The following is a 14,131-nucleotide window of genomic DNA, read 5'->3' as shown; positions in this document are numbered from 1 at the left end:
CTGCAAGGGGCTTGGCGTAGCGACACGCCCTTTGCGAAGACTGGGGGTGTGCTTCATACCGAGAGGTAAGCTTTGATGTGGTTCAGGTCGGTCTTGTCGCGCGCCGTTTCGTGCACCAGGCGGCCACCCTCAATGACGAACAAACGGTCGGCCACGTCCATGGCAAACGACAGCACTTGCTCGGACACCACGATGGTGATCTTGCGCATCTTGCGGATCTCGTTCAGCGCCTTGGCGATGTCTTTGATGATCGAAGGTTGAATGCCTTCGGTCGGCTCATCAAGCAACAGCACCTTGGGGTTGGTGACCAGCGCGCGGGCAATCGCCAACTGCTGCTGTTGCCCGCCCGAGAGGTTGCCGCCCTTGCGCCCGCGCATGTCCCACAGCACCGGAAACAGCGCGTAGATCTCTTCGGGAATGCGCTTCACGGCCGCGTTCTCCAGCCCGGTCTGGATGTTTTCTTCCACCGTCAGCGTGGGGAAAATCATGCGGCCCTGTGGCACGTAGGCAATGCCCTTGGCCACGCGGCGAAAGCTCTCGTCCTTGGTCACATCCTGACCATCCACCAGCACATGGCCGCTCTTGGTGGGCAGAACGCCCATCAGGCTTTTGAACAGCGTGGTTTTGCCCATGCCGTTGCGCCCCATGATGGCTACGGTCTCATTGACTTTTCCTTCGAACGAGATGCCGTGCAGCGCCTCGCTTTGGCCATAGGCCACGAACAGATCTTTGACTTGCAGCATCGCAAACTCCTATTCAATGGCCGAGGTAAACGTCGATGACTTTGGGGTCGGCCTGGACTTGCTCCATCGGCCCCTCGGCGAGGATCTTTCCCTGGTGCATGACCGTCACCTTGTGGGCGATGCGCTTCACAAACTCCATGTCGTGCTCGATCACGATCACTGCGCGGTTCTTGCAAATGCGCTGCAGCAGCTCGGCGGTGAGTTCACGTTCGCGTGCGCTCATGCCGGCGATGGGCTCGTCCAGCATCAGCAGTTCGGGCTCCTGCATCAGCAACATGCCGATCTCCAGCCACTGCTTTTGGCCGTGCGACAACAGGCCGGCTTCGGTGTCGAGCTTGTCGCCCAGGCCAATGTCTTCGGCTACCACCTGCACACGTGCCTTCACTTCGTCTGTGCACTGGAAGCCGAGCGCGCCAAACACCGAGCGGCCAGCGGGGTACGACACTTCGAGGTTTTGAAAAACCGAGAGGTTCTCGTAGATCGACGGCGTCTGGAACTTGCGGCCAATGCCCAGCCGCACACGCTTGTGCTCGGCCATGGCCGTGAGTTCCTGGTTGTTGAACTTGATGCTGCCGGCGCTGGCGCGGGTCTTGCCGCAGATCAAATCGAGCAGCGTGGTTTTGCCGGCGCCGTTGGGGCCGATGATCACGCGCAGCTCGTTTTTGTCGACATACAAAGTCAAGGTGTCGATGGCCTTGAAGCCGTCGAACGACACCGTGAGGTCTTCCACGGCCAGGGCGAAGTCGGTATTGCTCATGTGGTGCTTCCTTGTGTCTTCTTAGGCGCCCTGGCTGCGCACCCCATCGGGCAGCACAGCGGGGTTGGAAGGTGGCGGCGGGTCGTTCGGTGGGGTGTGGTCTTTGGCAAGCTTGGGGGCTTGCACGGAGGCTTGGCGCAGCGCTTCGCGGCGGCCCTTCCACCACGGCACCACATGGCTCTCCCACAAACCTGCCAGGCCCATGGGGAAGGCCATGGTCACGCCGATGAACAGAGCGGCCATCAAGAACAGCCACATGTCGGGAAAGCTTTCCGAGAAGTAGGTCTTGCCCGCGTTGACCAGCAGCGTGCCGTATACCGCGCCCACCAAGCTCATGCGGCCACCCACGGCGGCGTAGATCACCATCTCGATCGAAGGCACGATGCCCACAAAGCTCGGAGACATAAAGCCCACTTGCAGCGTGAACAGTGCGCCGCCAATGCCCGAGAGTGCGGCGGCCAGACAGAAGGTGAAGATCTTGAAGTTGGCGACGTCGTAGCCCGAGAAACGCACGCGGTCTTCTTTGTCGCGCATGGCCAAGAGCAGCGTGCCCAGCTTGCTGGTCTGTATCCAGCGGCACAACACCATGGCGCCCATCAGCAGCGCCACACACAGGTAATAGAGGATGTATTTGGCGCTGTCGGTGCGGGTGTCCCAGCCGAGCACGGTCTTCAAATCGGTCATGCCGTTCACGCCGCCGGTGTAGCCTTGCTGGCCTATGATCAGCACCGTCAAAATCAGCGCCACGGCCTGCGTGATGATGGCGAAATACACGCCACCCACACGTCGTTTGAACATTGCAAAACTCACAATCCAGGCCAGAAGTGTGGGCACGGCGATCACGGCAATCAGCGTGAGCGGCAGGCTCTTGAACGGCAGCCAGAAGGCCGGTAGCTCGGTGATCTGGTTCCAGTCCATGAAGTCTGGAATGCCGGGGGTTGATTGGATCTTGGTGGTGATGGGGTCAGAAGCTTCGAGCTTCAAGAACATGGCCATGGCGTAGCCACCCAAGCCGAAGAACACGCCTTGGCCCAGGCTCAGCACACCACCGTAGCCCCACACCATCACCAGGCCAATGGCAACGAAGGCGTAGGTCAAATATTTGCCCACCAGGTTCAGGCGGAAGATGTCGAGTGTGAGTGGCAGCACCACCGCCAACAAGGCCAGCAACAGCAGCATGCTGGCGAGCTGGTAGCGTTGGATCCATAACTTCAGTGTTTTCATTGGAGGCTCCGTGACAGATCAAACGATTGGTGCTTCGTGGCGCTCAATGACACTCAGCGACGAACCTTGCTGGCGAACAGGCCCTGTGGGCGCATCATCAGAATCAGCACAATCAGCGACAGCGTGATCACCTTGGCCATCGAGCCGGCCAGGAAGAATTCGGTGATGGACTGGGTTTGTGCAATACCGAAGGCCGAGACCACGGTGCCGAGCAAGCTGGCCGCGCCGCCAAAGGTCACCACCAGGAAGGCATCGACGATGTAGAGCGAGCCCGAGGTGGGGCCGGTGGAGCCTATGGTGGTGAACGCCGCGCCCGCCACACCGGCGATACCGCAGCCGATGGCGAAGGTCAGGCGGTCGGTCTTTTTGGTGTCGATGCCGATGGCGTTGGCCATCATGCGGTTACTCACCGTGGCGCGCACGCGCAGGCCCCAGCGGCTCTTGTGCAGGGCAATCAACACACCGCAGGTGACGAAGGCCGTGAGGGCCAGCACAAACATGCCGTTGATCGGAATATCCAAGCCTTCAGACGGCGCCCACGAGCCCAGCAGCCAGTCGGGCAGGGTGGGGCTCACTTCCTTAGGGCCGATGAAGGTACGGAAACTTTGCTGCAACGCCAGGCTCACGCCCCAGGTGGCGAGCAGTGTGTCCAGCGGGCGTTTGTAGAGATGGCGGATCAGTGCCCATTCCACCACCCAGCCGGCGATGAAGGCAAAGCCAAACGCCGCAAGAATAGCGATCGGAAAGTAATACGGCATGAACTGCGGGGCGTGTGCGGCGGTCAGTTCAGAGCCGAGAAAGATGGTGTAGGCGCCAATGGTCATGAACTCGCCATGCGCCATGTTGATCACGCCCATTTGGCCGAAGATGATGGCCAGCCCCAGGCCCATGAGCAGCAGCACGGCAAACAGGCTCAAGCCCGCAAAGCCCTGCATCAGGCCAATGTTCATCATTTCAGAAAAGCTCATGGGTCGGCTCCAACAGGGGGACGGATGGTTCGGAAAAAGTCATGGGATGCCGCGGATCTGGCTTTGCCAGTCCGCAGGCATCGCCCCCTGCAAGGGGGTTGGCGTAGCGACACGCAGTGCGCGCAGCCTGGGGGTGTTACTGATACCCCTTTGGGAACGGATCGGGTTTGATCAGTTCTGGGGACTCTGAGACCACCTTGAACGTCGCATCCGGCATGCCCATGGCGATGCGCGACTTGCTCCACAAGTGGTGGTTCGGGTCGACCTTGACGTAGCCTTCGGGCGCGGTCTTGAGTTCGATGCCAGGTGATGCGGCCACCACTTTGTCGACGTCGAAGCTCTTGGCCTTTTCAACCGCAGCCTTCCACAACCAGGGGCCGAGGTAGCCGGCTTGGGTCACGTCGCCAATCACCGCGTCTTTGCCGTATTTGCCCTTGAAGGCGGCGACAAACTTCTTGTTGTTCTCGTTTTCCAGCGACTGGAAGTACTTCATCGACGAGTAGAAGCCCTGGAAGTTTTCACCGCCCACGCCGGTCATTTCGTCTTCGGTCACCGACAGCGTCACCAGCAACTGTTTGTCGCCGGTAATGCCGGCCGCCTTCAGGGCTTTGTAGAAGGCTACGTTGGAGCCACCCACCACCGCCACAAAAATGCAGTCCGGTTTTTGCACCTTGATCTTGTTCATCAACGAGCCGAAGTTGGTGCTGCCCAGCGGGTAGTACTCTTCGCCGACGACCTTGCCCTTCTGGAAGTTTTCGATGTGCTTGCGCGCAATCTTCATCGAGGTGCGTGGCCAGATGTAGTCCGAGCCAATCAGGAAGAAGCTCTTCGCCTTCTTCTCGGTCTTGGCCCAATCCAGGCTGTACAGAATCTGCTGTGTGGCTTCCTGGCCGGTGTAGATCACGTTCTTCGACTGCTCCAGGCCTTCGTAGAAGGTGGGGTAGTAGAGCAGGCCGTTTTCTTTCTCGAACACCGGCAGCACGGCCTTGCGCGAGGCGCTGGTCCAGCAGCCGAACACGGCGGCGCAGTGGTCGTTGATCAGCAGCTTCTTGGCTTTTTCAGCAAAGGTCGGCCAGTCGGAGGCGCCGTCTTCCTTGATCACCTTGATCTTGCGGCCCAAGATGCCGCCCGAGGCGTTGATCTCGTCAATCGCCAACTGCTCGGCCTGGATGGAACCGGTTTCCGAGATCGCCATCGTGCCCGTGGCCGAGTGCAACTGGCCCACGGTGACTTCGGTGTCCGTCACGGCCAGCTTGGTGGTGTTGACTTGCGCAGTGGCTTGGGCAAACGACCAGGCGGGCAGACCGGCGACCGAGGCGGCGCCCATCGCCTGCAGGATGCGGCGGCGGTTGGCATCCATAGGGGATGGGGTGTTGGCGTCGGAATGTGACTTCATAGAGGCGCTCCTTGCAGCAGACGGGTTGAGGTTGTTGGCGACGGTTTTGAGGGGTTGTGCCGCGCTGAGCGAAGGTTAGGGATTGCCCTTGTTCTGGCCCATACGTCATTTAACGTAGGCAGAGTCCTACGCACTGAACTTTGGTGGAAAGGCGCTGTGTGATCGGTTGGGCCGCCCTAGAACGGTTCTTGCATGGGGCCTGGAATGGTCACTTCCTCCCCCCAAGACGTAAAAGCCACCCAGGTCACGCCGCAAACGATCTTTCGTTTCCGCCGTGAATACAACAGCTGGGTGGCCGACGAGTCGATGGAGGACTACGCGCTGCGCTACACGCCCAAGAGCTTTCGCCGCTGGAGCGAATTTCGGGTGGCGAACACGGCGTTTGGCTCGTTGTCGTTTCTGGCGCTGGAGGCCATTGGCGGCGCCATTGCGCTGAACTACGGCTTCAGCAACGCCATGTGGGCGATTTTGTGTGTGGGCCTGGTGATCTTCTTCACCGGCTTTCCCATCGCCTACTACGCGGCGCGTTATGGGCTGGACATGGACTTGCTCACGCGCGGCGCGGGTTTTGGCTACCTGGGCTCCACCATCACCTCGCTGATCTACGCCGTCTTCACCTTCATCTTCTTTGCGCTGGAGGCGGCCATCATGGCGCTGGCGCTGCAGATGGTGGTCGACTGGCCGCTGGAGTGGTGCTACGTGTTGTCGTCCGTGGTGATCTTGCCGATGGCGATGCGCGGCATCACCCTCATCTCGAAGTTGCAGGCGTGGACGCAGCCGGTGTGGCTGTTTCTGCTGTTGCTGCCGTTTGTCTGGATCGCGCTCAGCCAGCCGCAGCTCTACCGCGACTTTGTCGGGCTGTCGGGCCTGCGCAGCGGCAGCAGCGGGTTTCAGCCGCTGATGTTTGGCGCGGCGGCGGCGGTGATTTTTTCGCTGGTGGTGCAGATTGGCGAGCAGGTCGACATCCTGCGTTTCTTGCCAGAGCGCACCGCTGCCAACCGCAAGCGCTGGTGGGGCGCGGTGCTGGTGGCCGGGCCGGGCTGGATCATCATGGGCATGCTGAAGATGGCGGGCGGTGCGTTCCTGGCGTTTGCCGCCCTGCAGTTTGAGATTGGCGCGCAACGCGCAGCCGAGCCCACGCAAATGTTTCTGGCGGGCTTTACCCAGGCGATTGGCTTGCCCGGGCTGGCGCTGGCCGTCACGGTGGTGTTTGTGGTGATCTCGCAGATCAAGATCAACCTGACGAATGCCTACGCCGGTTCTCTGGCCTGGTCCAACTTCTTCGCGCGAGTGACGCGCAGCCATCCCGGCCGTGTGGTGTGGCTGGTGTTCAACGTCGGCATTGCCACGCTGCTGATGACGCTGGGTGTGTTCGGCGCGCTGGAGAAAGTGCTGGCCATCTACAGCAACGTGGCGATTGCCTGGGTGGGCGCGTTGGTCGCCGATCTGGTGATCAACAAACCCCTGGGTTTGTCGCCCCCGGGCATCGAGTTTCGCCGTGCGCATCTATACGACTTCAACCCCGTGGGCCTGGGTTCCATGCTGCTGGCCACCACCGTGGCTTGCTGCGCCTATGCCGGGCTGTTGGGCGAAGTGGCGGCGGCGTTTTCGCCGTTTATTGCGCTGGTGTTGTCGATGCTGCTGTCGCCGCTGCTGGCCTGGGCCACGGGCGGAAAGTACTACCTGGCGCGGCCCGCCGACACCACCTGGCAACCGGGCGAACTGGTGCGCTGCACCGTGTGTGAAAACCAGTTTGAATCGGAAGACATGGCGCGCTGCCCGGCTTACGGCGCGGGCATTTGTTCGTTGTGTTGCTCGCTCGAATCGCGTTGCCACGATCGCTGCAAAACCGGCTCGCGTGCCAGCGACCAGATCCGCGCTTTGGCCTCCGCCCTGCTGCCGCCGCGCTGGGCCGCCAAGGTGAACTTCCGCCTGGGCCAGTACCTGATGGTGACGATTTCGCTGTGTGCGGTGATGGCGTTTTTTGTCGGTGTGGTCTACGTGCAAGAAGGCTTGAGCACGCCCGCGCAGTTTTTGCGCATGCCGTTCTTGAAGGTGTTTGCGTTGCTGGCGCTGATGGCCGCCGTGTGTGCCTGGTGGGTGGTGCTCAGCACCGACAGCCGGCGCCTGGCGCAAGACGAGTCGGAGCGGCAAACGCAGCGACTGCTCGAAGAAATTGACGCGCACCGCCGAACGGACGCCGAACTGCAAGCCGCCAAAGACCATGCCGACGCCGCCAACCAGGCGAAGACGCGCTACGTGGTGGGCATGACACACGAGTTGCGCTCGCCGCTCAACAGCATCTTGGGCTACACGCAAATCTTGCTGAAGAACCCCAACATCCCAGGCCCGCTGCGCGAAACCTTGACCACCGTGCAGCACAGCGGCCAACACATGCACGCGCTGATCGACGACTCGCTCGACCTGGCGCGCATCGAGGCCGGCCGCTTGAAGCTCGACCCGGTGCCGCTGCCGCTGGCCGAGCTGCTGGAAAACATCGAAGGCATGCTGCGTGCCCAGGCCGAGGCCAAGGGCCTGCGCTTCAAGGTGCAGATCGAGGGTCCGGCGCCCACGTGGATCCGCGCCGACCCGAAACGGCTGCGGCAGATTCTGATCAACCTGCTGGGCAACGCCGTGCGCTTCACCGAACGCGGCGAGGTGCGCCTGCGGCTGGACTTTCGCCAACACGTGACGCGCATCGAGGTATCAGACACCGGCATTGGCATTGCGCCGCAAGACCAGGAGCGCATCTTCTTGCCGTTCGAGCGCGGCAGCGGTGGCCGGCGGGTAAGCGAGGTGGGCACGGGCCTGGGGCTGACCATCACCCACCTGCTGACGCAGTTGATGGGCGGTGAACTCACGCTGCACAGCGTGCCCAACCAGGGCAGCACCTTCACCGTGCGGCTGTACCTGCCGGGCATTGAACAAGACCCCAGCCGGCCGCCGCTCAAAGCCGTGCCGCTGCGCCAGGTGATTGGCTACATCGCGCCGCGCCGCACCCTGCTGGTGGTGGACGACCAGCCGGTGCAGCGCCAGTTGCTTGCGGGCCTGTTGGTGCCGCTGGGTTTTGAGGTGCGCGAGGCCGCCAGCGGCAGCGAATGCCTGGAGGTGGTGCAGCGCCAGGCGCCCGACATGGTGCTGCTGGACATCAGCATGGACGAGATGGACGGCTGGGAAACGGCCGCCCGGCTGCGCGCCATGCTGCCGTCGCATGCGCTGCCCATCGTGTTTGTCTCGGCCAACCTGTTCGACTACCAGCCCGCACGGCTGCGCGACGCGCAGTGCCAGGGCTTTCTGGGCAAGCCGGTGGTCGAGTCGGAGCTACTCGACATGCTGGAGCGCACGTTGCAAGTCGAATGGGTGCGCGACAACACGCCCATGTCCACCCCCGCCATGGCATTGATGGCCGGTGGCGGCCTGGCGCGTGGCCATGTGCACATCCCGATGGATGCGCCGCTCGGTGTGGCAGGGGTCGCGGGTGTGGACATTGCGCAAGCTGTTAGGGTGGTGCCAGATGCCAGCCAACTGCCCGAAGAACTGCGCGACACCCTGCGCCGCCTGGCGCGCCAGGGCCAGGGTGGCGCTTTGCGGGAACAACTGCGCGCCGCACAGGTTGAATGGCCAGAGCATGCCGCCACGTTTGAGCGTTTGAAGACCTACGCCGACCGTTTTGACTTTCAGTCCCTGATGGATGCCTTGCGCGAGCCCGAACATGACCCGAGTTGACGCCTTCTCTGCTGCCGCCCCTGCCGCCCCTGGTGCATCCACGCCAGAACCGGTCCGCCGCGTCATTCTGGTGGTGGACGACGCGCTCGACACACTGCGCATGTTGTGCGACGCGCTGGCGGGCGAAGGCTACGTGGTGCTGGTGGCGCGTGATGCCGATGAGGCCCTGGCGCGTTTCGACGTGACCGTGCCCGATGGCGTGCTGCTCGACGCGGTGATGCCCGGCATCGATGGCTTTGCGTTGTGCCGCCACTTGAAGGCCACGCCCGAGTGGTCACACGTGCCGGTGGTGTTCATGACCGGTTTGTCGGAAACCGAGCAAATCCTGCAGGGCTTTGCCAGCGGCGGTGTCGACTACGTGGTCAAGCCGCTGCGTATTCCAGAGGTGCTGGCACGCCTGGCCACCCACGTGCACAACGCGCGTGCCGCACGCCTGGCACGCGAGGCGGTGGACGTGGCCGGCATGGGCGTGGTGGTGCTCGACGGCCAAGGCCGTGTGGCCTGGCGCTCGCCGCAGGCGACGCGTTGGCTTGGCGACGCTTTTGGGGCTGAAACCGCAGATGCAGATGGCCGCGCCTGGCTGCAAAAAGCCCACGCCAGCGGCGAAGCCCACATCCGCCTGCCCGATGGCCGCGCGCTGCAAGCCCGGCACATGGGCGCAGGGGGGTTGTCAGAAGCCATGCTTTTGCTGCGCATGGGGCCAGCCCAAGCCCACGCCGCCCCGCCGCGCCAACCCGATGTGCCGCTGACCCCGCGCGAAACCGAGGTGCTGGCCTGGCTGGCCAAAGGCAAAACCAACCGCGACATAGCTGACATCTTGGGCATGAGCCCGCGCACGGTGAACAAACACCTGGAGCACATTTTCGAGAAGCTGGGCGTGGAAACCCGCTCGGCCGCCACAGCAGTGGCGGGGCGGCTGTTGGGGCCGGACTAGGCCAGGAGCGGATTACTGCAGCCGGCGCGCGTCGGCCAGAAACTGCAGCACCAGGCCGTCAAAGGTGTCGGGGTTTTCCAACTGCGGCAGTTGGCCCACACCTTCCATCTGCTGGAAGCGGCTGCCTATGATGGTATTGGCCATCTGGCGCATGACTTCGGGTGGGGCGGCGGTGTCGAGGGCGCCGCTGATCAGCAGCGTGGGCACGTGGATGTGTTGCAGCGTGGCTTGGCGGTCGAAGCTCACCAGCGCCTCCAGCGCGCGGCGGTAGGTGGCCGGGGGCACCTGGGCCATCACGTGTTGTGCCAGGCTCAGGCCTTCGGGCAGGGCGCCCGGGCCCACCATTTGTGGGATCGCCTGCAGCGCCAGTTCCTGCATGCTGCGGCCGGCATTGAGTGGTGCCAGGCATGCATCGATATAACTTTTCTGCCAGGCCTCACGTGCGGCCAGGTCTTGGCCGTGGGGGCCCGCCGCCGCGCTGGTGCTGCACAGGATCAGCCGCTGCACCAGCTCGGGTCGGCGCGCCATCACCTCCTGCGCCACCATGCCACCCATGCCATGGCCCAGCAGGATCAGGCTGCCGTTGTCGCGCGGCTGCAGTATGCCTTCGATCAGCGTGATGCAGCTTTGCGCCAGGCCCTTGAAGTTGTAGGGTTCTATGGGGGCGCTGTGGCCGTAGCCCGGCATGTCCCAGGCCACGGCGCGGTAGCCGTTGTTGGCAAAACTCTCGACCTGGGGCGCAAACGCGCGGTAGCTGCCGGTAATGTCGTGCAGCATCAGCAGGGTGGGCCCGGCGCCCAGGCTGGTGAAGGTGGGGATCACTGAAGGCATGCGTGTGCTCTCAAAAAAAGAAACGGGCCTGGCCCTGTTTGCGCTGGGGTCGGTTGTCGCAGGCCATTATTCACCATTGTCTTTCGGGCAAAATCCTGGGCATGTCGATGTCAGCACCCCGGCGCCAGGCCGGTCCCCCCAGTTTCTCGCCGCCGGAATTCCGCTCGGCGCTGGGCATGTTCGCCACGGGTGTGACCATCGTCACCGCCCGCACCGCCGAGGGCCAGTTGGTGGGGCTCACGGCCAGTTCTTTCAACTCGGTCTCTATGAACCCGCCGCTGGTGTTGTGGAGCCTGGCCCAAGCGGCCGGCTCCTTGCCCGCGTTTCGCACCGGCTCGCATTACGCCATCAACATCCTGTCGGCCCAGCAGCAAGAGCTGGCGCAGCGCTTCGCCACCAAGGGCGCCGACCGTTGGGCTGGTGTGGCCTTCACCGACGGCGTGGCCGGAGCACCCTTGCTGGAGGGCGCGGCCGCGTCGTTCGAATGTTTCAACCGCAGCCGCTACGAAGAAGGTGACCACGTGATCTTTGTCGGCGAGGTGGAACGTTGCCAACACACACCGGGCGCGTCCCCGCTGCTGTACCACGGCGGGCGTTTCTACGCCGAGCATCCGCTGTAACCCAGCTTTTCAGCTGGTTTGCGCCCGGCGCGCGGCGAACTGGGCGTACCAGTCCAGGCAAGCCGCGTTGGCCATGGCATCGCGGTTCACCACTTTGTCGAGTGGCTGACCGAGCAACAGCTTCTTGATCGGCAGCTCCTGCTTCTTGCCGGTGAGCGTGCGCGGAATATCCGGCACCTGCAGGATTTCATCGGGCACGAAGCGTGGTGACAGGGCTTGCCGAATCGCCTGGCGCAGGCGCTCGCGCAAGGGCTCGTCCAGGGCCAGCCCCTCGCGCAGCAGCACAAACAGCGGCATATAACTTTCGCGGCCCAGGTATTCGAGGTCGACCACCATTGCGTCCACCACTTCGGGCAAGGCCTCCACCGCGCGGTACAACTCGCTGGTGCCCATGCGCAGGCCATGGCGGTTGATGGTGGCGTCCGAGCGGCCATAAATGGTGCAGCTGCCGTCGCTGTCGATCTTGATCCAGTCGCCATGGCGCCACACGCCGCCGGTGCCGCCATGCCGGCCTTGGCCGCTGGGGTACATGTCGAAATAGCTGGAGAGGTAACGTTGGTGCGCCACGTCGCCCCAGAAATACAGCGGCATGGACGGCAGGGGCTGGGTGCAGACCAATTCGCCGACGGCGCCAATCACCGGCTCGCCCTGTTCGTTCCAGGCCTCGACCGCTGCGCCCAGCATGCGGCATTGCATCAAGCCGGCGCGTTGCGGCAGCTCGCGGTTGCCGCCGATGAAGGCGCCCGCGAAATCTGTGCCGCCCGAAATATTGCACCACCAGATCTCAGCCGCGCCCGGCGCCCGCATGGTCGCAAACTCGGCGCTGCCCCAGGCTTGCACTTCGGGGCTCAGCGGCGAGCCTGTGCTGCCCAGCGCGTGGAGGTGTGTGAGGTCGCCGCAGTCACGCAGCTGCAACTCGGCCTTGGCGCAGTTGGCGTAGAAAGCCGCACCAGCGCCGAAGAAGGTGGTGCGGCTGGCGGCGGCAAAGCGCCACAGCGTGGACCAGTCCGGGGTCAGCTTGCCGCTGCTGGCATCGAGTCTGCCGCCCGCGGGATTGCCGTCGTACAGGCAGACGGTGGTGCCGTTCAGCAAGCCGGCCATCTGCACGTTCCACATCACCCAGCCGGTGGAGCTGAACCAGTGGAAACGTTCGCCGCGGGTGTGCTCTGAATAGCTGCTGCCGATGTCGTTGTGCAGCACGTTCAACGCCAGCGCCACCATGATGCTGCCGCCGTGGCCGTGCACTATGGGTTTGGGCAGGCCGGTGGTGCCGCTGGAGTAAACGATCCAGATCGGGTGGTCGAACGGCAGCCATGTGGGCTTAAAGGCATCCACATCGGCATCGCACCGGGACGCCACGCGCGACAAGATGGCGCAGTCGGCGGCAGAGTTCGAGGCGATCAGCGCAGAGGCCTGGTACATGGCCTGGTGCAGCACCACGTGTTGCACGCTGGGCAACTCGGCCAGCAACTCGGCCAATACGTCGCGCCGGTCGTGTTCCTTGCCGCCGTAGCGCACGCCGTCCACGCCAATCAGGATCTTGGGCTCGATTTGTTTGAAGCGGTCGAGCACGGCGTGGGTGCCCATGTCGGGCGCACACACGCTCCACACACCGCCCAGGCTGACCACGGCCAGGAAGGCAATCATGGCCTCGGGGATGTTCGGCAGGTAGGCGGCCACGCGGTCCCCTGGCTGCAGGCCTTCGGCGCGCAGGTGCAGCGCGAGTGAGGCCACCTGGCGGCGCAGGTCGGGCCAACTGAGTTCGCGCAGTGCACCACTCTCGTCGCCGCTGATGATGGCCGGCTGGCCCGCTGCGTGGGCGGCCTCGGCGTGGCGCCAGACCTGCTGCGCGTAATTGCACTGGGCTCCTGGAAACCACTGTGCGCCGGGCATGGCGTTCTTGGCCAGCACGGCGCTGTGCGGCGTCGGCGACTGCAGTCCGAAGTAATCCCAGATGCTTTGCCAGAAGCCATCGAGGTCGGTGGTCGACCATTCCCACAGGGCTTGGTAGTTGGCAAACGAGAGGCCCCGCTCGGCCTGTAGCCACTGTTGGTACAGCCGGATTTGCGGGATGCGAGAGAGGGGGGGAACTGCCGTGTCTGCACGGCTTTCGAGAGGCAAGGACATCCAACACAGGATTGGGGTTGCCGATCATTTCGCAATACCGGAATTACCCTTAGCATCGCTCCACTTTTTAAATGGAGAAAAACCGAATGGGGATGTTTGACTGGACGGAGAAAAGCGCCGATGTGCTGGCGCAAGGCGGCGTGATCGGGCCTGATGAACGCTTGCCTTGGCCACAGACCGCGCTCATGGGTGTGCAACACGTGGTCGCCATGTTTGGTGCCACGGTGCTGGCACCTATCCTGATGGGCTTTGATCCGAACATCGCCATTTTGATGAGCGGCATAGGCACGCTGATCTTCTTTGTGATGACCGGCGGCAAGGTGCCCAGCTACCTGGGCTCCAGCTTCGCCTTCATTGGTGTGGTGATTGCGGCCACGGCCTACAAGGGCGCTGGCGCCAACGCCAACCTGGCGGTGGCGCTGGGCGGCATCATCGCCTGCGGTGCGCTGTACTTCTTGATTGGCCTGGTGGTGCAGCTGGTGGGCACGGACTGGATAGAGCGTTGTATGCCGCCGGTGGTGACCGGCGCGGTGGTCGCTGTCATAGGCCTGAACCTGGCCAGCGTACCCATCAAGAACATGGCCGCTAGCAACTTCGAGAGCTGGGTGCAGGCGCTGACCTTTGTGTGTATCGGCCTGGTGGCGGTGTTCACACGCGGCATGTTGCAGCGTCTGCTGATTCTGGCCGGTCTGATCTTGGCCAGCGTGCTGTACGCGGTGCTGACCAATGGCCTGGGTCTGGGCAAGCCGCTGGACCTGAGCGGTGTGGCCAACGCCGCCTGGTTTGGCCTGCCGCAGTTCACCAG

At 63.3% G+C, this 14,131-nt stretch carries 11 protein-coding genes; 4 read left to right on the top strand and 7 right to left on the bottom strand.

Features of this window, described 5'->3' with window-relative positions; genetic code table 11:
- Positions 1-53: 53 nt before the first annotated feature.
- The 5 genes from urtE to urtA form a co-directional block, all read right to left on the bottom strand.
- Positions 54-743, bottom strand: a complete 690-nt coding sequence (gene urtE / locus ACFQ95_RS24220) for an urea ABC transporter ATP-binding subunit UrtE (RefSeq protein ID WP_422835255.1) — start codon at positions 741-743, stop codon at positions 54-56.
- A 13-nt stretch (positions 744-756) separates the two neighbouring features.
- The gene (gene urtD / locus ACFQ95_RS24215) at positions 757-1,500 is read right to left on the bottom strand and encodes an urea ABC transporter ATP-binding protein UrtD (RefSeq protein WP_422835253.1); all 744 of its coding nucleotides are present in this window, start codon (positions 1,498-1,500) and stop codon (positions 757-759) included.
- Positions 1,501-1,521: 21 nt separating this feature from the next.
- Positions 1,522-2,724: an urea ABC transporter permease subunit UrtC gene (gene urtC / locus ACFQ95_RS24210; protein ID WP_422835251.1), complete on the bottom strand. Its 1,203-nt coding sequence runs from the start codon at positions 2,722-2,724 to the stop codon at positions 1,522-1,524.
- 53 nt (positions 2,725-2,777) lie between these two features.
- Complete coding sequence (gene urtB, locus ACFQ95_RS24205; RefSeq protein ID WP_422835249.1) at positions 2,778-3,692, bottom strand: urea ABC transporter permease subunit UrtB; 915 nt, start codon at positions 3,690-3,692, stop codon at positions 2,778-2,780.
- A gap of 136 nt (positions 3,693-3,828) precedes the next feature.
- Positions 3,829-5,088 carry an urea ABC transporter substrate-binding protein gene (gene urtA, locus ACFQ95_RS24200; protein ID WP_422835247.1) on the bottom strand — a complete coding sequence of 420 codons (1,260 nt, stop codon included), beginning with the start codon at positions 5,086-5,088 and terminating at the stop codon, positions 3,829-3,831.
- Between the two features lie 204 nt (positions 5,089-5,292).
- Here urtA and ACFQ95_RS24195 point away from each other — a divergent pair, with 204 nt between their 5' ends.
- Both ACFQ95_RS24195 and ACFQ95_RS24190 read left to right on the top strand, forming a co-directional pair.
- Complete coding sequence (locus ACFQ95_RS24195) at positions 5,293-8,814, top strand: ATP-binding protein (protein ID WP_422835245.1); 3,522 nt, start codon at positions 5,293-5,295, stop codon at positions 8,812-8,814.
- Positions 8,801-9,748: a response regulator gene (locus ACFQ95_RS24190; protein ID WP_422835243.1), complete on the top strand. Its 948-nt coding sequence runs from the start codon at positions 8,801-8,803 to the stop codon at positions 9,746-9,748. The genes ACFQ95_RS24195 and ACFQ95_RS24190 overlap by 14 nt, the downstream gene beginning before the upstream one ends.
- Before the next feature lie 12 nt (positions 9,749-9,760).
- Here ACFQ95_RS24190 and ACFQ95_RS24185 read toward each other — a convergent pair whose 3' ends face one another.
- Complete coding sequence (locus ACFQ95_RS24185) at positions 9,761-10,579, bottom strand: alpha/beta fold hydrolase (RefSeq protein WP_422835241.1); 819 nt, start codon at positions 10,577-10,579, stop codon at positions 9,761-9,763.
- Positions 10,580-10,680: 101 nt separating this feature from the next.
- Here ACFQ95_RS24185 and ACFQ95_RS24180 point away from each other — a divergent pair, with 101 nt between their 5' ends.
- A complete protein-coding gene (locus ACFQ95_RS24180; RefSeq protein WP_422835239.1) occupies positions 10,681-11,199 on the top strand; it encodes a flavin reductase family protein in 519 nt (172 codons plus the stop codon).
- Between the two features lie 9 nt (positions 11,200-11,208).
- Here the strand turns inward: ACFQ95_RS24180 and ACFQ95_RS24175 are convergent, their stop codons facing one another.
- Complete coding sequence (locus ACFQ95_RS24175) at positions 11,209-13,320, bottom strand: acetoacetate--CoA ligase (RefSeq protein WP_422835237.1); 2,112 nt, start codon at positions 13,318-13,320, stop codon at positions 11,209-11,211.
- Positions 13,321-13,412: 92 nt separating this feature from the next.
- On the opposite strand from ACFQ95_RS24175, the gene ACFQ95_RS24170 reads away from it, so the two are divergent.
- Positions 13,413-14,131: solute carrier family 23 protein (locus ACFQ95_RS24170; protein ID WP_422835294.1), on the top strand; the 719-nt coding region annotated here is incomplete at its 3' end.

This window comes from Variovorax sp. HJSM1_2 (assembly GCF_049316285.1).
In the GTDB taxonomy this organism is placed as follows: Bacteria; Pseudomonadota; Gammaproteobacteria; order Burkholderiales; family Burkholderiaceae_C; genus Rhodoferax_B.
This window is presented reverse-complemented; position numbering and strand designations above follow the sequence as displayed.